Origin of the sequence: Sphingomonas insulae (genome assembly GCF_010450875.1) — a bacterium.
GTDB classification, from domain to species: Bacteria; Pseudomonadota; Alphaproteobacteria; order Sphingomonadales; family Sphingomonadaceae; genus Sphingomonas; species Sphingomonas insulae.
Window position 1 is genome coordinate 1838073 of sequence record NZ_CP048422.1, and the last position, 21881, is coordinate 1859953.

Below are 21881 nucleotides of genomic sequence, written 5' to 3' on the forward strand. Positions count from 1 at the left end.
CGCTCGGACAGACATGGTCGTCGCAAACATGCTGACCGAAATCGTATCCCGCTATCCGGTCTGGTCAGGCCAGTCGACCGCAAGGTTCGCGCTCCTTCCCGGCGCCCGTCGCGTCGATCTGCCGGAAGCAGCAATCTCTTCGGAATGCCCGACCTATACCGGCCCCGACACCACGGGCCGCGCCGACCCGGCGCAACATCAAAGGATGACCATGCGCTTTCCCTTGCTGATCGCCACCGCGGCCACCGCCCTTGCGCTCGCCGGTCCGGCCTCGGCCCACGATGCGTCCAGCGTCGTGGCATCCGGCCGCGCGACCTTCAATCTCAACCCGGCATGGCGGATGACGACGGGGGACATAGCGGGCGCTGAGCAGGTCGGGTTCGACGACCATCGCTGGAGCGAGGTCACCTTGCCCAACGCCTTCAACGAGAAACAGGCCTTCGCCCGCGACATCAAGGACCTGTCGACCGGGATCACATGGTATCGCAAGCGCATCACGCTGCCGGAGGGGGCAGCGGCGGGCAAGGCGTTCCTGGAATTCGAGGGTGTGCGGCAGGCGGCCGAAGTGTGGGTCAACGGCCGGTCCGTCGTATTGTCGGAGCGCGGGGCGATGGCGTTCGGCGCCGATATCTCGGCTGCGGTCAAGCCCGGCGAGAACCTGATCGCGGTGCGCGTCGACAACGACTGGCGATACAAGGAGCGCGCGACGGGCAGCGGCTTTCAGTGGAATGACCGGAACTTCAACGTCAATTACGGCGGCATCACGCGCAACGTGAAGCTGCACCTCGCACCCCGGACGTATCAGACGCTGCCGTTGTTCTCAAACCTCGGCACCACCGGCCAATATGTCTGGGCGGACGGTTTCGACCTCACCGCCCGGTCCGCGACGGTGCATGTGGAAACGCAGGTGCGCAACGAAGAGGCGCGGGCGCGCAGCCTGTCCTACCGGGTGGAGGTTCGCGATCGCGGCGGGCTGGTCGTCGGCCGGCTGGACGGTGGCACCGTCACGCTGGCACCCGGCGAGACACGCACGCTGGCCGCGGCGGGCAGGATCGGCGACCTCCATTTCTGGAGCTGGGGCTACGGCTATCTCTATCGGGTGACCACCAGCCTCATCGAACGGGGCAGGGCGATCGATGCGGTGGATTCGCTGACCGGATTTCGCGCGACGCAGTTCGGCGACGGCATGATCCGGCTCAACGGACGCGTGATGCAGGTGCATGGCTATGCGCAGCGCACATCGAACGAATGGCCGGCGGTGGGCGTGTCGATCCCGCCGTGGGTCAGCGATTTCTCCAACGCGCTGATGGTCGAGAGCGGCGGCAACATGGTGCGCTGGATGCACATCACCCCGTCGAAGCAGGACATCGAATCCGCCGACCGCGTCGGCCTGCCGCAGGCGATGCCAGCGGGCGACGCCGAGCATGACGTAGAGGGGCGCCGCTGGGACCAGCGCAAGGAACAGATGCGCGACGCGATCATCTACAACCGCAACAATCCCTCGATCCTGTTCTACGAAAGCGGCAACGAGAGCATCAGCGAAGCGCACATGGCCGAGATGAAGGCGATCCGCGACCGCTACGATCCCCATGGCGGGCGGGCGATCGGATCGCGCGAGATGCTGGACAGCAAGACGGCCGAATATGGCGGCGAGATGCTATACATCAACAAGAGCGCGCATATCCCGATGTGGGCAATGGAATATAGCCGCGACGAAGCGGCACGGCTCTATCAGGATGAATTGACCCCGCCGTTCCACCAGGACGCGCCTGACTATAACCGCAATCAGGACAGCCAGGCGCGCGAGGATGTGCGTCGCTGGTGGGACTATTATCGCATTCGTCCCGGCACGGGGCGGCGGGTGAGTTCGGGCGGCGTCAACATCATCTGGTCGGACAGCAACACGCACTATCGCGGCGACAACAATTACCGCCGATCCGGTGAGGTCGATGCGATGCGGCTGCCCAAGGAAAGCTTCTTCGCGCATCAGGTGATGTGGACGGGGTGGGTCGATGCCGAGAGACCGGCGACGCATATCATCGGCCACTGGAACTACGCCCCCGGCACGGCCAAGGATGTCAGCGTCGTCTCGAACGGCGAACGGGTCGAGCTGTTCCTCAACGGTCGTTCGTTGGGGACGGGGCAGCGCTCCAGCGGCTTTCTGTTTACCTGGCCAGGGGTTCGCTGGCAGGCCGGATCGCTGCGCGCCGTCGCCATCGGCGCGGACGGCCGCCGGTCGGAGCACTGCGTGGAGACGGTCGGCGCGCCGGCCGCGCTGCGACTGGTGCCGCATACCGGGCCGCGGGGATTCGTCATGGACGGGGCCGATCTGGCGCTGGTTGATGTTGAGGTCGTCGACGCCAGGGGGCGCCGCGTGCCGACCGTCAACGCCATGGTCACCTTTACGCTGGACGGACCGGCGGATTGGCGCGGCGGCATCGCCCAGGGCGACAGTTCCGGCAAGCCGCGTCCGGCGATCGCCGTGCAAGCCGAAGCGATCCCCGGTACGACGCCGACCGCCGGAACGGCGCGGGACGAGGACAATTACGTCCTGTCGAAGGCGCTGCCGGTCGAAGGCGGGATCAACCGCGTGCTGCTGCGCGCGGGCAAGGCGCCGGGGGCGGTGCGCCTCACCGCGTCGACGCCCGGTCTGGCACCGGTGACGCTGGCGATCCCGGCCGTTGCCGCACCGGAGGTGAAAGGGGGCCTGTCGCGCGTCTTCGCCGATACTGCGCAGCCGGGCCTGCTCACCCGCGGGCCGACGCCGCAGCGGCCGTCCTATCGCGTCACCCGGGCGACATACCTGCCGGCAACCATCGTCGCGGGCACCGGCCAGAACGATGCCGCGAAAACGATCGACGACAACGAACTGTCGCGCTGGTCCAGTGATGGTCGGCCGGACACGGCGTGGATCGAATATCGCTTCGCAAAGCCGGTGACGCTGAACGAGGTCGAGCTGAAGCTGGTCGGCTGGCGTTCGCGCGGATATCCATTGCGCATGACGCTGGACGGCCGCGAGGTGTGGAAAGGCGAAACGGAGCGCCAGCTCGGTTATGCCGCGGTCCGCTTCCCCGCCGCGAGCGGCAGCATCCTGCGGATCACGCAGATCGCGCCCACCCGGGATCGCGACGCGTTCGGCAAGATCGTGGAGGTGAGCAACGCCAGGCAGGCGGGCGATACGGGGGCCGACGCGGTGCCGGCCGGCTGGCGTCTGGCGATCGTCGAAGCGGATTTCCACGGCCCGGTGCCGGTCGGCAAGCGGTGAAGACCGCGGCCATCGGTTTGATCGCCTGTGGGGTCGCATGTGGAGCCGCATGGGGCGCCGCCTGCGGGGCAGGGACATCGGCCCCGGCCTCGCAGCATGATACGCGGCCGATGGACGTCTATGTGCTGGCGGGACAATCCAACATGTCCGGCCGCGGCAGGCTGGCGGACCTTGCCCCGGCGGAACGGATCGCCGATCCCCGCATCCGCCTGTACGGGAATGACGGGCGCTGGCGCGACGCGCTCGATCCGCTGGACGACGCCGCGAACCAGGTCGATCCCGTCTCGGCGGACCCGCAGGCCGCCGTCGGCCCCGGTCTGCCGTTCGCGCGGTCGCTCTTGCGGATGCGCGGGCACCGCGTGGGGCTGGTACCCTGTGCGAAGGGTGGAAGCGCCATTGCGGCATGGGTGCCTGGCGCGGATCGCAGCACGTTGTACGGATCGTGCGCTGCGCGCGTGCGTGACGCGAAAGGACGCCTCGCCGGACTGCTCTGGTATCAGGGGGAAAGCGACACGCGCGGTGCGACATCGCATACGTGGCGATCCGGCTTTGCCGCGATCGTCGCGGCGTTCCGCAACGACTGGAACGCGCCGCGGCTGCCGATCGTGTTCGTCCAGATCGCCGACCGCCCCCGGATCGGCGCCGACCGCTATCCGGACTGGACCGTCGTGCAGGCGGAGCAGGCGCGCGTGTCGCTGCCATGCGTCGCCATGGTCTCGACCAGAACCCTCCGCCGCAATCCCGACGATCTGCACCTGACGACGGATGCTCAGCGCATATTGGGTCTGCGCCTGGCGAAGGCGATGGCGACGTTGCAACGGCAGGGGTGCGGCTGATCGGGACGACCGGGCGATCATGCCAGCCCGTGCATCGATCCAGCGCAGCTTTGGTTTGGACCCCCCGGCGCCGACTGCGTACCACGCCCTCGTACCCGTCATGACAGGACCGTGCGGGACGACAGGAGAGCGTAGTGACCGAGATGAGCCCGACCACCATGGCGCGCCACCTAGGCGGTGGCTTGCTGTCCTTCCCCGTCACGCATTTCGACGATGACGGCGCGTTTCTCGAGGGGCCGTACCGGGAACATTGCGCATGGATGCTGGGTCACGAATTGACCGGCCTGTTCGCCGCGGGCGGCACCGGCGAGTTCTTTTCGCTGACCCCGGCAGAGGTCGCAACGGTGGTCGCCGCGGCAGTGGCGGAGGCGGGCGGCAAGTTGCCGGTAATCTCGGGCTGCGGCTATGGCACGGCGATCGCCACCGGGATCGCGCGCGATGCCGAAAAGGCGGGCGCCGACGGCCTGCTGCTGCTGCCGCCGTATCTGGTCGGCGCCAAGCAGGAGGGCCTGGAACGGCATATCGAGGCGGTGTGTCGTGCCACCGGGCTGGGCGTGATCGTCTACAATCGCGACAATGCGGTGGTGGATGACGAGACGCTCGCCCGCCTGTGCGATCGCAATCCGAACCTCGTGGGCTTCAAGGACGGTGTCGGCGACATCGAACTGATGACCCGCATCTATGCCCGGATGGGCGACCGGTTGACCTATATCGGCGGCCTGCCAACCGCGGAGACGTTCGCGACGCCGTATCTGACGATGGGGGTCACCACCTATTCCTCGGCGATCTTCAACTTCATGCCGGAATGGGCGCTCGCCTTTTACAAGGCGGTGCGTGCGGGCGATCATGCCGAAACGATGCAGCAGCTGCGCGACTTCGTGCTGCCCTACATTACGCTGCGCAACCAGGGGCGCGGCTATGCGGTGTCGATCGTCAAGGCGGGCATGCGGATCGTCGGTCGCGACGCCGGCCCGGTGCGCTCGCCGCTCACCGACCTGACCGACGCCGAACATGAACGGCTGCGGGTGCTGATCGAGCGGGTCAGCCCCAAGGCGCTCGCCGCCGCGGCCTGACCCGGTTAGGCTGAGCCATGTTCGAACTCAGCCAGCTCCGCTGCTTCGTCGCCGCCGCCGAGGAACTCCACTTCGGGCGTGCGGCGCAACGGCTCAACATGACGCAATCGCCGCTCAGCCGGCAGATCCAGTTGCTCGAGCGCATTCTGGACGTGACGCTGCTGGAACGCACCAGCCGCAACGTCGCGCTGACCCCGGCGGGGCGTGTGTTCCTGATCGAGGCGCGGCGGATCGTACGGCTGGCGGAAAGCGCGCAGCTGTCCGCGCGGCGGGTGGCGAAGGGCGATGCGGGCAAGGTCGCGATCGGCTTCACCGCGGTATCGGGCTATAATCTGGTGCCCCAGATCGTCGCGCAGGCGCGCGCCGCGCTGCCCAACATCGACCTCGAACTGCGGGAAATGGTGACGACCGATCAGGTCGATGCGCTGCTGACCGGGCTGATCGACATCGGGTTCGTGCGCCCCCCGCTCGCCCGGCAGGAATTCGACACCGCGCTGGTGCTGCACGAACCGCTGGTGGTGGCACTGCCCGCCGGCGATCCGCGTCAGGCGAAATCGGTGCTGGAACCCGCGGACTTCGACGGCCAGCCGCTCATCATGTATGCGCGGCAGGGCGCGGGATATTTCCACGACATGCTGATCCGCCTATTCGACGAGGCGGGGGTGAGCCCGCAATACGTCCAGCACGTGACGCAGATCCATTCGATGCTGGGCCTCGTCCACGCCGGCCTCGCCGCGGCGATCGTCCCCGAATCGGCATCGGGACTGCACCTGATGGACGTGCAATACCGCCGCTTCGCGACCGAGCCGGAGCGGCCCGTCGAACTGTTCATGGCGTGGCGGCGCGACAACCATAACCCGGCGCTCGCCCCGATGCGCCGACTATGCGCGGACACCGCGGGATGAGCGACGCATGATCGACCGGCGCGGCGTCCTTGCCGGCATGGCGGCCTTGCCCGCGACCGTCGGTGCGGGCGGCGCCGATCCCGTCGCCACCACGCGCTACGGGCGGGTGCGCGGCTTGCGCGAGGACGGCGTGCTGGTGTTCCGCGGCATCCGCTACGGCGCCGATACCGCGCGCCGCCGCTTCCGCCGCGCGCTGCCGCCGCAACCCTGGGCGGGAATCGCGGACGCCACCCGCTACGGTGCCGCATCGCCGCAGACCAGGGCGGACGAGCCGACCGCCGAGGATTGCCTGTTCCTCAACGTCTGGACGCCCGCGCTCGATGCCGGGCGTCGGCCGGTGATGGTCTATCTGCACGGCGGCGCGCATGCGCACGGGTCCGGTTCCGATCCGCTGTACGATGGCAAGCGCCTGGTACGGCGCGGCGATGTGGTGGTCGTGACGCTCAACCACCGGCTGGCCGCACTGGGCTATGCCTATCTCGCCCAGGCCGGCGGGCCGGCGGAGAGCGGCAATGTCGGCAATCTCGACATCGTCCTCGCGCTGCAATGGGTGCGCGACAATATCGCCCGCTTCGGCGGGGATCCCGGCCGCGTGATGATCTTCGGCCAGTCCGGCGGAGGCGCGAAGGTGGTGACGCTGATGGCGATGGCCGAGGCGCGCCCGCTGTTCCACGCCGCCGCGACGATGAGCGGCCAGCATGTCACCGCCGCCGGCCCGAACCACGCCACAGCGCGAGCGAAGGCGTGGATGGCGCAGGCCGGCGCGCGCGACGCCGCCGAACTGGCGACGCTGCCCGTCGAACGGCTGGTCGCGGCGATGGCGATGACCGATCCGCTGGAAGGGAAGGGCGAGATCAGCTTCACCTCGACGCTGGACCATATTACGTTGCTGCGCCACCCCTTCTACCCCGATGCCCCGCGCGAGGCGGCGCATATCCCGCTGATCGTCGGCAATACCCATGACGAGACCGCGCTGTGGATCGAGGCGATGCTGAAGCGCGGCGATACCACCTGGGCGAACCTCCCCGAACGGCTGCTGTCGCAGATGACGCGCGACGTCGGCGTCGACCACGTCATCGCCCGCTACCGCCAGCTCTACCCGCAGTGCACGCCGGGGCAGATCCTGCTCGCGGCATCGACCGCGGGGCGATCGTGGCCGGGCCACCTGATCCAGGCGGAGGAGCGCGCGAAAATCCATGCGCCGACATGGATGTACCAGCTCGACTTCCCCGCGCCGGAGGCGGGCGGGGTGCTGGGCGCCTTCCATTCGCTCGATATCGGGCTGGTGTTCGACAACACCGCGGTGGCGAACGCGCGGACCGGCAACGGGCCGGATGCGCAGCGGCTCGCCGGACGGATGGCGGATGCGTTCATCCGGCTGGCGCGCACCGGCGATCCCAACGGCGCGGGCCTGCCGTCATGGCCGCAATACGACCTTGCGCGGCGGGCGACGATGATCTTCGACCGGCAGGTACGGGTGGAGGACGATCCGCGCCGCGAGGAACGGCTGCTGTTCGCGGTCGCGCCCTATATCAAGCCGGGCGGGTGACACGTCCGTCATTGCGAGCGTAGCGACACAATGACGCGGGAAGGCCGCCTACCGATCCCACGGAAAGGCCAGCGTCGGCCGGTTGGCGTAGCGCGTCATCGCCAGCGTCAGCCGCGCGCCGCAGCCCGGCTCCAGCCGCACCGTAAAATTCCGGCCGCCCACGTCCCGCGCCATGCCGTCGACCGTCACCGCATCGATGCGATGTTCGGCATAGCTCCCGCCCTGCACCACGACCGTCCGCGCGACGCGGCCGGTGTTGACCAGCGTCACCTCGGTCGACCGGTCGCCGAGCGCGTGGACCAGCGCGGCGACGTCCTCCGGCACCCCCGCGCGTCGCCGCTCCGCGTCGAAATAGCGCAGCCGGCAATGCAGCGGCACGCCCCCCTGCGGCGGGCTGGTCGGTGACCACGAAGGCCGTGCGATATGCAGGCCGCCGGTCATCGTCTGGATCAGCGCATTGGCGCTCGCCGGGTTGATGTCGATCGGCCAGTCGGCCAGCCGCTCCATCCGCGTCGTGCGATCCGCCTGCCGTGTCGCGACCCGCTCGGCGACCCGCGCCAGATCGGCGGCGAGCGCCTGTTCGGGATAGCCGGCGTTGCGGCCATGCAGGAATTCGATCCACGGATGCGATCCCGCTGCCGCCAGATCGGCCGGGTCCTGCGTCGCATACCAGATCTCGAACCCGCCGGTGCGATAGGGCCCCGGCTTCCACCCGTACCAGCCGTCCGCGCCATACATCGTGGGGGCGGACATCTCGCCCTTCACCCGTGTCGATGCGGCGTTGATCCGCGCCGACTGCCGCCGCCACAGGTGGAGATATTCGCGGTCGCCGGTCAGCAGCAGCCCATTGAAGAAGGCGGTGATCGATCGCGGCACGCGGTTGCGATTCTCGCGCACGCCGGTCTGCGGGACTTTGGGCGAGAAGCCCCAGCCATACACGCCGCCCCACCAATCCGGCGCGATCCTGCCATCCAGCCCGACCTTGCTCGGCACGATGTCACCGTTGGCCCGCGCACGATCCATCCATGCATCAAGATAGTCGAGCGCCCAGCCGCGAAACCGCTCGCCGGCGCCCAGCGCATAGGCGTTGAGGCCCAGCGTCGTCGCCTGCAGGTTGAGCGGATTGTCGCCGACGACGTCGCCATATTCATCGTAATGGCTCAGCGTCTGGGCGTAATTGCCCTCGCCATGCTCCATGTGAAAGGCGCTGGTGTCGAACGGGTCGCCCGCCCAGTCCAGCGGTGTCGCCCGCCGCAGCATCGGGCCGCGGCTACCGTTCAGCACGCTGCGGATCACCCGCGCGCGCGGATCGTAATTGGCCACCGCGGGATCGCGACCGGTGTAGAAATCGGCGTAGCGGCGCGTGCGTTCGATCAGCCTGGCGTCGCGCGGCGCACTGAGGCCCATCACGTTGAAGCTCGTCAGCCCTTCGCTGTTGTGCTGCCAGTCCATCTGCACCGGGAATTCGCGGTGATACATCCCCGCGCGCGCGATCGGGACCTCGACGGTCCGCGCCGCGGTATATTGGCGCAGATGGCCTTCCCAAAACCGCTGCGCCAGCGTCAGCAGCCGGTCGGGCGCGCCCAAGGCATGCAACGTCACCCAGTCGTTGGTCGCCTCTGCCGCATCGTCCGGGCCGTCGTTCGCGCCCCAGCGTTCGAACACCTGCAGGGCATCGCCCGGCCCGACGTATTTGGCGAAGAACGCCTCGCACGCCGCGGCATTGGCGGCGAGCAACCGGCGTTGCAGGAGCGCCCAGCGTGGCACCGCCATCGGCATGGCGATCCGCAGCGGCTGTGGTCGCGCACGCGCGGCGGCGGGCAGCAGCGTCAGCGCCGCACCGGCGGTGAGGAGCGAGCGGCGATCGATCGTCATGCCGGCAACTCCAGCCGGCGGATCGGGCCGACGATGACGAGGAAGGCGAAGATCGTCAGCAGGCAATGCGCCCCCACGAACACCAACGCCCAGTCGAACGATCCGGTGGCCGCGACGATGAAGCCGACGACGATCGGCGTGACGATACCGGCGATGTTGCCGAACATGTTGAACACGCCGCCCGACAGGCCGGCGAGCTGTTTCGGCGCGACGTCGGCCATCACCGCCCAGCCGAGCGAGGCTACGCCCTTGCCGAAGAAGGCGACCGCCATCAGCACGATCACCAGCCATTCCGCGTCGACCCACACGCAGGCGATGATCGCGGTGGCCAGCAGCATGCCGGCGACCAGCGGGCCCTTGCGGGCGAGGTCGAGGTTGCCGGTCCGCTTCAGGATCGCATCGGACGCGAAGCCGCCGACCAGCCCGCCGACGAAGCCGCACATCGCGGGCGCGGCGGCGGCGAAGCCCGCCTCCATGATATTCAGCCCGCGCTCCTTGACGAGGTAGATTGGAAACCAGGTGACGAAGAAATAGGTCAGCACGTTGATGCAATATTGGCCGAGGTAGATGCCCAGCATCATCCGGTTGGCGAGCAGGCGCCGAAGGTTGGGCCAGGTGAAGGTGCGGGTAGTCGCCTTCGCCTCTTCCATCCGGATCAGGCCGCCGCCGGCCTCGATATGGTCGAGTTCCGCCTGGTTGATCGACGGGTGGCGGACGGGTGAGTGGATGTAGCGGAGGAAGGCGAGCGCGGCGAGGATCCCGAGCAGCCCCATCGCCCAGAACACCGATCGCCAGCCGAAGCTGTGCGCCAGCCAGCCCATCAGCGGTGCGAAGGCGACGAGCGAGAAATATTGCGCGCTGTTGAAGATCGCCGATGCGGTGCCGCGTTCCGGCCCGGGAAACCAGGCCGCGACCAGTCGCGCGTTGCCGGGGAAGGACGGCGCCTCGGCAAGGCCGACGAGGAAGCGGAGCACGAACAGGGTGGCGACGGCGGACACGACCGGAAACCAGCCGACGAACCCCTGCATCGCGGTCATCACCGACCAGAGCGCGATCGCGCCCGCATAGATGCGCTTGGTGCCGAACCGGTCAAGCAATGCACCGCCCGGAATCTGCGCCAGCACATAGGCCCAGGCGAAGGCGGACAGGATGAAGCCGGTCTGCACCGGCGACAGTCCGAGTTCGCCCGACGCCTGCGTCCCCGCGATCGAGAACGTCGCGCGGTCGGCATAGTTGATCGAGGTAATGAGGAAGATCAGCGCGATGATGCGATGACGGACGCGCGTCGGGCGCTGTGCGGCGGTCGTCATCGGGCGCTCTCCTTGGCTGGCCATGCCCGTCGGACGCGGGCTCGGCTGGCTTGCGACGCTAGCGGGCGGGGGCGGGGCGGTCCAAGTCGAAAAGCGGGACGATCCAGTCCCTTCGTGGCTGGATCGGGCCGTGCCTTGCTTCCTCCGTCACCCCGGACCCGTTCCGGGGTCCACCATGCCGCAAGGGCAGGACGGGAGCTTCCAGGTACGCGCCTCGCCGCGGAATGGACCCCGGAACGGGTCCGGGGTGACGGAACGTCTTTGCGCAGCGTCCGACCGCACCGGCATGCAGGCCAGGCCAGCCCATGCACGACGCGCAACGATCCATGCCGTTTTCAGGTTGGCTTTGCCCGTCCCCGCGGCGCTACCCCGGCATGACAGAACCGACCCCGGTCACGGCAAGGTCGGACACTATGACGAGGGGATCGATGATGGGCATGTCCGGCATCCGTGGACTGAAGATCGCGCTGGGGCTCACCACGGCGGCGATCGGCCTTGCCGCGGCGCCCGCCTTTGCGCAGGCGTCACCCGAAACCAACGCCGAAAAGGCCGCCCGCGCTCCGGGCAACCAGCAGGACACCGACGCACCGCCGGCATCGCCCGCCGTCGCCCCCGAACCGCAGGTCGCCGACGCGCCGCCGCTCGACACCAATCAGGACGGCAGCGCGCAGGACATCGTCGTCACCGGCTTCCGCGAGAGCCTGTCGAGCGCGATCAACATCAAGCGCAACCAGACCGCGACGGTCGACGTCATCAAGGCGGAGGATATCGCCGAATTCCCCGACCTCAATTTGGCGGAATCGCTGCAGCGCATCCCCGGCGTCGCGATCAGCCGGGTGAACGGCGAAGGTCGCAACATCTCGGTCCGCGGTCTCGGGCCGGAATATACCCGCGTCCGCATCAACGGCATGGAGGCGATCGGCACCACCGGCGGCACCGACAATTCGGGCGGCGTCAACCGCGGTCGCGGCTTCGATTTCAACATCTTCTCGTCGGACCTGTTCAACAGCCTCGCCGTCCGCAAGACCGCGACCGCGGACGTCGAGGAAGGATCGCTGGGCGCGACCGTCGACCTCCAGACCTCGCGGCCGTTCGATTACAAGAAGCCGACCGCGGTGATCTCGGCGCAGGCGAGCTACAACGACCTGCGGCGCAAGGCGACGCCGCGCTTCTCGGGCCTCGTCACCACCTCGACCGACGATGGCCGGTTCGGCGTGCTGCTGTCGGTCGCCTATGAAGAGCGCAAGCTGCGCGAAGAGGGCGCCAACATCACGCGCTGGACCTATGGCGGCTTCAACGGCGGCTTCAACGCCGCCTCGACGCTGGCGGGCTATACGCTGGGCCAGATCAATTACGGATCGTCGGCCACCCAGACCGATTATGCCGGGCAGGCGCTGTTCCACCCGCGCATTCCGGGTCTCGTCACCTATGAAATCGACCAGAAGCGGCTCGGCGCGGCGGGATCGGTGCAGTTCCAGCCGACCGATGCGACGCTGATCTCGCTCGACGGCCTCTATTCGCGTCTCGACGGCAGCCGTGCGGAATCGCAGATCCAGGCGATCAGCTTCAGCCGGTCGGGCACCGGCAAACCGCAGACGATCATCCGTTCGGGCGTGGTGGACGCAAACCGCAACATCATCAGCGGCACGTTCGACAATGTCGATGTCCGTTCGCAAAGCCGCTACGACATCCTGCGCACCGATTTCTACCAGGGTACCGCCAACCTCGAACAGAAGTTCGGCGATGCGGTGAAATTCGTCGGAACGATGGGCTACGCCAAGTCGGAATTTACCAACCCGACGCAGACGACTGTCACCATCGACGCGGTCAACTCGAACAATTTCTATTACGACTTCTCGACGCGGTTCCCGACGATCCGGCCCGGCTTTGATGTCACCAATCCGGCAAGCTACACCTTCACCAACGGCAACAGCGAGGTCCGGGTCCGCCCGCAGACCGTCGACAACAGCTTCAAGACCGCCAAGGGCTATCTGGAATGGACGGCCAGCGGCCTCATCAAGCTGAAGGCCGGGCTCGACTGGCGCGAATTCCGATATTCCTCCACCGAGGGACGCCGGAACGCCGGTGAAACCGTGGTGCAGACGCTGACGCCGGCCCAGCTGGCGGCGGCGACCACGCTCCATACGGATTTCGGGCGCGGCATCGATCTGCCCAACGGCACGCCGACATCCTGGCTGGTGCCGGACATCGACAAATTCGCCGCGCTCTACAACATCTATACCGATCCGCTCTATGCGGTCGGCCGGCTCGACAATGCGACCGCGCGCGGCTCGTACATCACCGTGCGCGAGCGCGACACCGGCGCCTGGGGCATGACCGAATTCAATCTGGCCGATGCCGGCATCCGGCTGCGCGGCGATGCCGGCCTGCGCTACGTCCACACCAATCAGGTGTCGACCGGCTACACCGGGGTCGGGACGTCGGTGAGCCTGCTGACGGCGGAGCGGAGCTACAACCGGTGGCTGCCGTCCGCCAACCTGGTCTATGACGTCACCGACACGCTCCTGGTGCGCGTGGGCGCCGCCAAGACGCTGTCGCGCGCCGGCATCGCGGCGCTGACGCCGGGCGGCAACCTCAACATCTCGGGCGGTAACCGCGGCTTCAGTTCGGGCAATCCGGATCTCAAGCCGACCGAATCGACCAATATCGACGCCAGCCTCGAATGGTATCCGACCAAGGGCGCGGTCTATGCGATCTCGGGCTTCCAGAAGGATATCGGCACCTTCGTCCAGACGTTGAGCGTCAACGTGCCGTTCGCCGACCTGGGCCTGCCCGTCTCGTTGCTGGCCGGCAGCGCGGCGTCGCCGAACGATATCTTCACGGTGACGCAGCCGGTCAATTCGAGCGGCGGCAAGCTGCGCGGGTTCGAGGTCAACGTGCAGCAACCTCTGACATTCCTGCCCGGTTTCCTGCGCGACTTCGGCGTGCTGGCGAACTACACCTACGTGAAATCCGACATCAAATACCTGCTGTCGGCGACCAGCACGGCGACGGTGACGCAGCCGCTGGTCGGCCTGTCGCGGCATGCTGCCAATGCGACGCTCTATTACGAAACCAAGCGCTTCTCGATCCGCGGCTCGATCGCCTATCGCGACAAATATCTGACGGCGGTGCCGGGGACAGAGGGCAATAGCTACAACGGCACCAATTCGACCACCAATGTCGATGCGCAGATCAGCTACAACATCACCGACGCGCTGAAGCTCAGCCTCGAGATGATCAACCTCACGGATCAGTTCAACGACCAATATGTCGATGCGACCAACCGGCTGAACGTGCTGACCCACAGCGGGCGACAGTTCATCCTCGGCGCGCGCTTCGCCTTCTGACCCGTCGCCGGTCGCGCGCATGTCGGCGACCGGCGCCGCGATCGGCTCCAGCCGCTCCAATCGGCTGCGCAGCTCCGCGATGTCGATGTGCGTCGTGAGGGACCGGTCCGGCGATGCTCGACGTCAGATCGGGTATGGGACGGGCGGTCCGCGCCGCCCGTTATTCCCGTTGGCCATTTTGCGGACCATCCGTATGACGGTGTTGACGGGAAGAGGTTTCGTCCGCGCCGGCGCGTTCCAGCCGATCCCCACGCATGCGGAGCAATCGCCATACCACGCAAACCCAATTACGAATTCGAGCGCCGTGAGCGCGAGAAGTCCAAGGCGGCGGACGCCGTGAAAAAAGCCCAGGCGAAGTCCGACAAACGCGCTGCGGAACAAACGGCGGCAGGTGTCGGAGATGCCGGGCACGCAGCAGTAGAATAGGGGACACCGCAGGGATCGCGCGATGCCGATCGATCCGGGGCGGGGCGATGCGGCAAGGTGGCCGGATGACCGTATGTAGCCATCCGGCAGTCGTTCACTTCTTGCGTGCGCGCTTTGGCGTGGCGGCCGCTTCGGCGTCTTCTTCCTCGTCGGGCTGATCTTCGCCGGCTTCGGTGAGCGCCTCGCCCAATGCCTTCAGCTTGTCCTGCGACTTGTCAGCCTTGTCGGCGATCCTGGTCGTCGCCGTGCCCAGACGGTGGAGCAGGGCGTGGACGCGGTCGGAATCCGGTGTCTCCTTTTCCAGCTGCTTCCTCAGCGACGCGAGGTCGCGCAGGATACCCTTGGCACCGGCGACGTCGACATCGGCCAATGCGGCCTCCCAATCCTCCACCATGTCGGCGCCCTTGGTCGCCTTGGTCTCGTCGAGCCCGCGATTGATCGCATTCATCGTTCCGGCAAATTTGACGGCCATCTGCGTACATCCTCTCACTAGGGAGCAATCCCGCGCTGCGAACGAGGCATGGCGCGTTTGGCTCCGGCACCGCCAAGGCGATCGTATTGATGTACCGCAAGATCGCGGAGCGAACGCATCGCTGCTTCCGGCTGGGAGCGGCGTTGCGTCAGCGTTGCTTTTTGGCGATCGCCACGGTGAAGTCGGGGTCCTTATTCGCGACCCAATCGACGAACTTGCGAACATTGGGATGGGCAAGCAGCGCCTCGACATCCATCCCGTGCCGCTGCAATTCGGAATTGGTGAAGTTGGCGGTCAGCGTCTGCTGGCAGACCCCGTGCATGGGCACGACATCGCGGCCACCACGGCTCTTGGGAACCGGATGGTGCCAGACGATCGTCTTGCCGGTCGGTCGACCGCACAGCCAGCAGGCGGGGATCGCGGCGGGGGCATCGTCCTCGTGCAGCGGCTCTGCATGGGGGCCATGTTTCGAATGCTTGCGGGCCATGCGTTCTACCTGATCTGCCTGACTTGCGTGGCGTTGGGGGGACCGTTGCGGGTCAGCCCTGATAGCGCAGTGTGTTCGCGAACCCATCATTGGCCTTGGTCATCTTTGCAAGCTTTCTCAAATGCGCACGCACGTTCCGGTCGAACCGGCGATCGTCGTGGACGCCGGCGACCGGATAGTCCTCTGCCGCGAGCAGCGCCTTGATCCGGCCGGCGAACGCGGCCTGCGTGTCGTTATGGTCGCCGGTCTGCAGCGACCGGCAAACCCATTCCTCGGCAGCGGCATTGTCGTAATCGTCCTGCGCCGCATATCCGCGCCGGTCCGCCGCCGCCTGTTCCAGCCGCGCGGCGTTCAGGCGGCTGGCCAGCCAGTGGCGCACGCGGCCGCCATCCCATGCCGTCGATCCATCGCTCATCATCGTCTCCTCGATCCCGATCGCCCGGCCGTGGCCGAAATCGGCGCTGCGGACCGGGTGCCGAATAGCGCGCCGAACGTTGTATGGGCGATAGGAGAATGCCGCCATGTCCCGCACCGTCCTGATCACCGGCGCCAGCATCGCCGGCAATACTGCGGCCTGGTGGCTCGGCCGCGCCGGCTTTGCCGTCACCGTCGTCGAACGCGCGCCCGCATTTCGCGACGGCGGCCAGAATATCGACGTGCGGGGATCGGGCCGCGAGGTGCTGCGCCGCATGGGCCTGGAGCGGGAGGCGCTGGATCGCGGCACGGGCGAAGAGGGAACCGCCTGGGTGAACGAAGACGGCTCGATCGCGGCGCAATTCCTCGCAGACGATTCGGGGCAGGATGGCCCCACCGCCGAAATGGAGATGCTGCGCGGCGACCTCGCCCGGTTGCTCTACGAGCCCGCCGCCGAACACGCGACCTATCGCTTCGGCGACAGCGTGACGGCGATCGAACAGGACGACGCGGCGGCCTGGGTGACCTTCGCCAGCGGCGTGAAGGAACGATACGACGCCGTCATCGTGGCAGAGGGTGTCGGATCGGCGACACGCGACCTGGTGTTTCCGAAGGAAAACACGCCGCGCTGGATGAACCTGACCATCGCCTATTTCACCATTGCCCGTACACCGGGGGACGACCGGCTGTGGCGCTGGTACAATGCCAGCCACGGTCGCAGCATATCGCTGCGGCCCGATCGCCATGGCACGACGCGGGCGATGCTGTCGATCCAGCAGCCGCCGGGGGGCGAACAGGACTGGAGCGTCGCTCGCCAGAAGGCATGGCTGCGCGACCGTTTCGCCGGTGCCGGCTGGCAATCCGAACGGGTGATCGCCGGCATGGAGGATACCGACGATTTCTATTTCGACGTCTTGCGGCAGGTGCGGATGCCGCGCTGGTCGGACGGCCGGGTGGCGTTGACCGGCGATGCGGCATGGTGCGCGACGCCGATCGCCGGGATCGGCACGACGCTGGCGATAACCGGCGCCTATGTGCTGGCCGCGGAGATAGAGCGGCACGAGGATGTCGCCGCCGCATACGCAGCCTATGAACAGGTCATGCGGCCGATGGTGGAGGATGCGCAGGGCGTGCCCAAGATCGCGCCGCGGCTGATGAACCCGCACAGCCGGATCGGCATCGCCCTGCTGCATCGCGCCCTCGCCGCGGCGAGCGTGCCGGCGGTGCGCGGCGTGATGGGCAAAGTGTTCGGTGGCGGATCGAAACAGCCCGACCTCAATCGCTATCGGTCGACATCGGCCCTGGCGCCTGCGGAGACGCCGCCCGCGGTCGCGCCGCCGTCGGCCGGACTGTCGCCGCTGCTCGCGCTTGGCGCGGTGGGCGTCGTATTGGAGGCGAGCGCGCTGATCGGACGGCGCAACGCCCCCGACCCGTCGCATCCGGGCATCCGGCGGTGGTATCGCCGGCTCGACAAGCCGGGCTTCACCCCGCCCGATGCCGCCTTCGGTGCGGTTTGGCCGGTGTTGGAAACCGGGCTGGCGGTCGGCGGCTATCGATTGTTGCGCCAGCCCGCCGGTGCCCGGCGCAACGCCGCGGTCGGACTGTGGCTGCTAAACACCGCGATGGTCGGCGGCTGGACGCAATTGTTCTTCCGCGAAAGGCGATTGGGGGCGAGCGCGGCGGCATCGGGGGCGATGATTGCGTCCGGGTCCGCTTATGTCGCGACCGCCGCGAAGGTTGATAAGCTGGCCGCCGCCGTCGCGGTGCCGTTCGTCGCGTGGCTGGGCTTTGCGACATTGCTCGCCGAACGGATCTGGCGGGACAATCCGGACGCCGGCGCGTGAGCCGCGTCACCGTCTGGCATGACGGCGACTGTCCGCTGTGCCGGCGGGAAGTCGCGCTGATGCGGCGGCTCGACCGGCGTGGGCGGATCACCTTCGTCGATGCGACGACCGCTAACACCTGCCCGGTCGACCGCGCCGATCTGCTCGCGCGCTTCCACGCGATGGAGGACGGGCGCTTGCTGTCGGGCGCTGCCGCGTTCGCCGCGATGTGGCGGGCAATCCCGCTGTTGCGGCCGGTCGGACTGCTGGCCCGCCACCCGCGCGTGCTCGCGCTGCTCGAGCGAGGCTATCTGAGGTTCCTGGCCGTCCGCCCGCGCCTGCAACGCTGGTGCGGCACGCGGTCGTAGCGGACATTTCGCAAGCCCCGCACCCGATGCCGCACGTCGGGCCGGCGAGCGATCTGGACATCACGCGGTCCGCCCCGCACAGGGCGGGGGTGCACGCTATCCCACCTGGCCAGGACCGTCTGCCCGTCGTCCGTGTGCTGCTGTACGGGCTGGCGTCGGCGGGCGGCGTCATCGGCTATCTGCCGTTGCTCACGCTGCTGTTGCCGATGAAGCTCGCCAGCTTTCCCGAAGACATGCGCTACGGCGTGCTCGCCGTGTGCGGCGTGGTGGGCGCGATCGTGGCGGGCGGGGCGAACATCGCCTTTGGCTGGCTCGGCGACCGGTCGGTCGCGCGCGGCGGGGGACGGCGCCATTGGATGGTGTCGGGGACGATCGCGACGGTGCTGGCGTTCGCGGCGATCGTTGTCGCGCGCGCGCCCGCCGCCATCGTCGCGGCCATCGTGCTGTTCCAGATCGCGATCAACGCGGTGCTGGCACAGGTCGCGTCGCTGATCGCCGAGGAGGTACCCGCCGCGCAAAAGGGGACCGCCGCGGCGCTGTCGACGCTGGGCAATCCGTTCGCGGCCGGTGCATCCGCCATCGTCGTCGCCGCCGCGGCGACGCAAGGGTGGCGGTTGGCGATCGTCGCCGTGCTGATGACCGGCTGCCTCCTGCCACTGATGCTCGCCGGAACGCAGCGCATCGTATCGAGCGATCCAGCCGCGCCCGCACGCACCGCGATGCGCCGCGATCTCATCGTCGCTTGGGCGGCGCGCTTGCTCATGCAGATCGCGAACTGCGGGGTCGGGCTGTACCTGTTCTTCTATTTCGAACGCTTCGGCCGCGTCGGCGACGACATGGCGATACCCGTCGCCCGCCTGCTGTTCGTCGCGACGATCGTTCCCGTGCCGCTCGCCCTCGCGCTGGGGCGCTGGTCCGACCGCATCGCCCGCCGCCGGCCGTTCCTGGCCGCCACGGCGGTGCTGGCGACATTGGGGCTGGCGGGGATGGCCGTCGCCGCGTCGTGGACCATCGCCGCCGTCGCCTATGTCGCCTTCGCCAGCGGAGTGGCCGCGTTCATCGCGTTGAACACCGGCCATGCCATGCTGCTGCTGTCCGACGGCACCCGGCGCGGTCGCGATCTCGGGCTGCTGAACCTCGCCAATACCTTGCCGCAGGTGGTCGCGCCATTGCTGGCCTGGGGGTCCGGCCCGGCGCACGGGTTCGGGACGGCGTTGTCGATCATGGCGGCGATGACGCTGCTGGCGGGTATCCTGCCGCTGGTCGCTGGCGGCGATACCGGCCGGGGGTGATCCGGGTCAGGCGAGCGAGCGCGGCATGCAGGTCGATCGGATGACGAGTTCGTAGGGCAATTCGCGACACGTCTCGCTCTTGCCGTCCGCACCGGCATTGCGCCGTTCGATGAGCAGGTCGATCGCCGCCGCGCCCATCTCGAAATTGGGCTGGCGGATGGTGGTGAGCTGGGGCCACGCCATGCGGGCGATCGCGACATCGTCGAAGCCGACGATCGAGACGGAACGCGGCACCGCGATCTGGTTGCGCATCGCGGCGACCAGCACGCCCAGCGCCATCTCGTCGTTGCTGGCGAAGACGGCGGTCGGATGCGGGCTGGTGCCGAACAGCGCGTCGGCCGCCTCCAGCCCCGAGCGGAAGCGGAAGTCGCCCTGGAACACGCGCCGCGGATCGGGCGTGATGCCGGCGGCGGTCATGGCGTCCTGAAACCCCAGCCAGCGCCGCTCGGACGCGCTGTGCTTGGGATTGCCCAATACGAAGGCGATGTCGCGATGGCCGAGCGACAGCAGATGCTCCGTCATCGTCCGCGCCGCGGCGCGATCGTCCATCCGCACCTGCGGCGTCCGATCGAAATCCGAACCCGGCGCGATCCTGACCACCGGCACGTCGTGTTCCTCGAACACCGCGATCAGGTCGGCGCGATCGCAGATCGGCGAGGTGAGGATCGCGCCGTCCAGCCGCAGGCCCTGCAACGTATCCTCCAGCAGCCGCCGCCAGTCGGACCGATCGAAGCTGATCGGTTCGATGACGAGATGGCGGCCGAGCGCGCGGGCGCGTTCCAGCGCCCCGCGCTGGATGCTCGCGGCATAGCCCGATGCGGGATCGTCGAAGAACAGGCCGATCAGGAACGACCGCGAACTGGACAGGCCACGGGCGAAGGCGTTGGGCCGGTAGTTCATGTCCGCCACGACGCGCGCCACCATGTCGCGAACTTCGGGGCGGACGTGCGCCTCGCCGTTGATGACGCGCGACACCGTCTTGGGGGACACCCCAGCACGACGCGCGACGTCCGTGATCGTGATCGCCTTCAACGCTCGAACCCTAACGCATCCATGCGATTCCTGTCGACGGATATTGGCGCTGCGTCCACCCTTTCATGCAGCCGGTCGCCGCTCAACGGCAGTCGACCAGTCCCTCCCCGGCGCTGCCGAAGCGGACGGCGGAGATCGTCAGGTCCAGCATGCCCGCGGTGGTCAGCGTCAACGGCCGGGTGACGCCCTTCGTATCCGCAAGGCAGCGCAACGGCACCGCGATCCTGCCCCAGCGCCCCGTCAGCTGGCGCAGCCGATCGGTGACGACGACCCCGTTCAACGTCGCCGGCGCGCTGGGGGCGGTATCGACCCGCAGGTCGACGACCAGCGCGACATCGCCGTTCGCCTCGCGCGACAGGTCGACCGGCTGGCCGACCAGCGCGGCGCTGGCGCCGCCGCGGCCGGTCCAGGCGATACGCACGCTGTCTTCCTGGGCGATGCGGTCGGCCGCGCGGCTGGCGATCAGGTCCGGCCCCGGATTGGCTGCGAGCGGCTGGTCGGCCGCGCCCAGCAGCAGCTTGCGCCCGCCGGTCGCCTTGCCCCGCGCGAACAGGACGTTGCGGTCGCCGCCATCGCCGCTTCGCGCTTCCGGCAGCGGCGCCAGCCGGCCATCGTCGCTGGTCTTCAGCCCGAAGCCATAGGGGAACAGCGGGTCATAACCGGCATCGCCGACATTGAGCGGCGACTGGTCCGACCGTTTAGGCCAACTGTAGGGCAGGCGACCGCGGAACTGCTGTTTGCCGAACAGCACGTCGGCGACACCACCGCCCTCCGATCCCGGCAGCCATGCGGCGACGAACGCGTCCGCGGCATTCAGATAGGGGTTCACCCACAACGGCCGTCCCGACAGGAATACCGCGACGACCGGGATACCGGCTGCCTTCAACCGCTTCATCGTCGCCAGCGTGTCGGCGGGATCGTCGAACGCCACGTCGGCCTTGTCGCCCTGGAATTCCGCATAGGGCGTCTCGCCGAACACGACGATCGCGACGTCCGGTCTGGCCTGGAAGCGACCATCGGGGCTGAGGCTCGCTCGCCCGCCCGCCGCCTTTGCCGCCTGCTCCAGCCCGCGCCAGATCGTCGTGGCGTTGGGAAAGTCCGTCGGCCTGGTATCCGTGCCCTGCCACGACAAGGTCCAGCCGCCCGCCTGCCGCGCGACGTCGTTGGCGCCATCGCCGGCGACGAGGATGCTGGCGCCGGGCTTCAGCGGCAGGACGCCGCTGTTCTTGAGCAGTACAAGCGATTCGGCGACCGCCGCGCGCGCGATCGCCTTGTGCTCGGGCGAGGAGAGCAGGTCGTAGCGCCCTGCGAACGGGCGCGCGGACGGCTTGACCGCCTCTAAGATGCCGGCCCGGATCTTGACCCGCAACACCCGGCGCACGGCATCGTCCAGGCGGCTCATCG

16 protein-coding genes are annotated in these 21881 nt (G+C 68.1%); 9 read left to right on the top strand and 7 right to left on the bottom strand.

The features are described from left to right. Positions 1 to 13 precede the first annotated feature (13 nt). The 5 genes from GTH33_RS10280 to GTH33_RS10300 all read left to right on the top strand — a co-directional run bounded on the left by GTH33_RS10280 (position 14) and on the right by GTH33_RS10300 (position 7628). A complete protein-coding gene (locus GTH33_RS10280) occupies positions 14 to 3265 on the top strand; it encodes a DUF4982 domain-containing protein (RefSeq protein WP_249054850.1) in 3252 nt (1083 codons plus the stop codon). A 110-nt stretch (positions 3266 to 3375) separates the two neighbouring features. Next, entirely contained in the window at positions 3376 to 4101 is a 726-nt protein-coding gene (locus GTH33_RS10285; protein ID WP_163958322.1) for a sialate O-acetylesterase, read from the top strand. Positions 4102 to 4244: 143 nt separating this feature from the next. Then, a complete protein-coding gene (kdgD, locus tag GTH33_RS10290; protein ID WP_163959897.1) occupies positions 4245 to 5174 on the top strand; it encodes a 5-dehydro-4-deoxyglucarate dehydratase in 930 nt (309 codons plus the stop codon). A gap of 17 nt (positions 5175 to 5191) precedes the next feature. Then, positions 5192 to 6079: a LysR family transcriptional regulator gene (locus GTH33_RS10295; protein ID WP_163958323.1), complete on the top strand. Its 888-nt coding sequence runs from the start codon at positions 5192 to 5194 to the stop codon at positions 6077 to 6079. Positions 6080 to 6086: 7 nt separating this feature from the next. After that, positions 6087 to 7628, top strand: coding sequence for a carboxylesterase/lipase family protein (locus GTH33_RS10300; RefSeq protein WP_163958324.1), 1542 nt, complete (start codon positions 6087 to 6089; stop codon positions 7626 to 7628). A 48-nt stretch (positions 7629 to 7676) separates the two neighbouring features. Here GTH33_RS10300 and GTH33_RS10305 read toward each other — a convergent pair whose 3' ends face one another. Next, positions 7677 to 9503 carry a DUF8034 domain-containing protein gene (locus GTH33_RS10305; RefSeq protein ID WP_163958325.1) on the bottom strand — a complete coding sequence of 609 codons (1827 nt, stop codon included), beginning with the start codon at positions 9501 to 9503 and terminating at the stop codon, positions 7677 to 7679. Further along, the gene (locus GTH33_RS10310) at positions 9500 to 10813 is read right to left on the bottom strand and encodes an MFS transporter (RefSeq protein ID WP_163958326.1); all 1314 of its coding nucleotides are present in this window, start codon (positions 10811 to 10813) and stop codon (positions 9500 to 9502) included. The genes GTH33_RS10305 and GTH33_RS10310 overlap by 4 nt, the downstream gene beginning before the upstream one ends. Positions 10814 to 11250: 437 nt before the next feature. Between GTH33_RS10310 and GTH33_RS10315 the strand changes: the two genes are divergently transcribed. After that, a complete protein-coding gene (locus GTH33_RS10315; RefSeq protein ID WP_163958327.1) occupies positions 11251 to 14163 on the top strand; it encodes a TonB-dependent receptor in 2913 nt (970 codons plus the stop codon). Positions 14164 to 14683: 520 nt separating this feature from the next. On the opposite strand, the gene GTH33_RS10320 is transcribed toward GTH33_RS10315, so the two are convergent. From GTH33_RS10320 to GTH33_RS10330, 3 genes are all read right to left on the bottom strand, one after another. Beyond that, positions 14684 to 15061, bottom strand: coding sequence for a hypothetical protein (locus GTH33_RS10320; protein WP_208404055.1), 378 nt, complete (start codon positions 15059 to 15061; stop codon positions 14684 to 14686). Positions 15062 to 15209: 148 nt separating this feature from the next. After that, positions 15210 to 15548: a hypothetical protein gene (locus GTH33_RS10325; protein WP_163958328.1), complete on the bottom strand. Its 339-nt coding sequence runs from the start codon at positions 15546 to 15548 to the stop codon at positions 15210 to 15212. A gap of 52 nt (positions 15549 to 15600) precedes the next feature. Further along, positions 15601 to 16071, bottom strand: a complete 471-nt coding sequence (locus tag GTH33_RS10330; protein WP_338054372.1) for a hypothetical protein — start codon at positions 16069 to 16071, stop codon at positions 15601 to 15603. On the opposite strand from GTH33_RS10330, the gene GTH33_RS17885 reads away from it, so the two are divergent. The 3 genes from GTH33_RS17885 (at position 16070) to GTH33_RS10345 (ending at position 19445) form a co-directional block, all read left to right on the top strand. Continuing rightward, a complete protein-coding gene (locus GTH33_RS17885; RefSeq protein WP_163958329.1) occupies positions 16070 to 17806 on the top strand; it encodes a tryptophan-rich sensory protein in 1737 nt (578 codons plus the stop codon). The genes GTH33_RS10330 and GTH33_RS17885 overlap by 2 nt on opposite strands. After that, entirely contained in the window at positions 17803 to 18153 is a 351-nt protein-coding gene (locus GTH33_RS10340) for a thiol-disulfide oxidoreductase DCC family protein (protein ID WP_163958330.1), read from the top strand. The genes GTH33_RS17885 and GTH33_RS10340 overlap by 4 nt, the downstream gene beginning before the upstream one ends. A gap of 89 nt (positions 18154 to 18242) precedes the next feature. Further along, on the top strand, positions 18243 to 19445 hold the full coding sequence (locus tag GTH33_RS10345; protein ID WP_163958331.1) for an MFS transporter: 1203 nt from the start codon (positions 18243 to 18245) through the stop codon (positions 19443 to 19445). A 6-nt stretch (positions 19446 to 19451) separates the two neighbouring features. On the opposite strand, the gene GTH33_RS10350 is transcribed toward GTH33_RS10345, so the two are convergent. After that, on the bottom strand, positions 19452 to 20477 hold the full coding sequence (locus GTH33_RS10350; protein ID WP_163958332.1) for a LacI family DNA-binding transcriptional regulator: 1026 nt from the start codon (positions 20475 to 20477) through the stop codon (positions 19452 to 19454). A gap of 82 nt (positions 20478 to 20559) precedes the next feature. Beyond that, positions 20560 to 21879: a glycoside hydrolase family 3 C-terminal domain-containing protein gene (locus GTH33_RS18375; RefSeq protein WP_338054373.1), complete on the bottom strand. Its 1320-nt coding sequence runs from the start codon at positions 21877 to 21879 to the stop codon at positions 20560 to 20562. Positions 21880 to 21881: the final 2 nt, after the last annotated feature.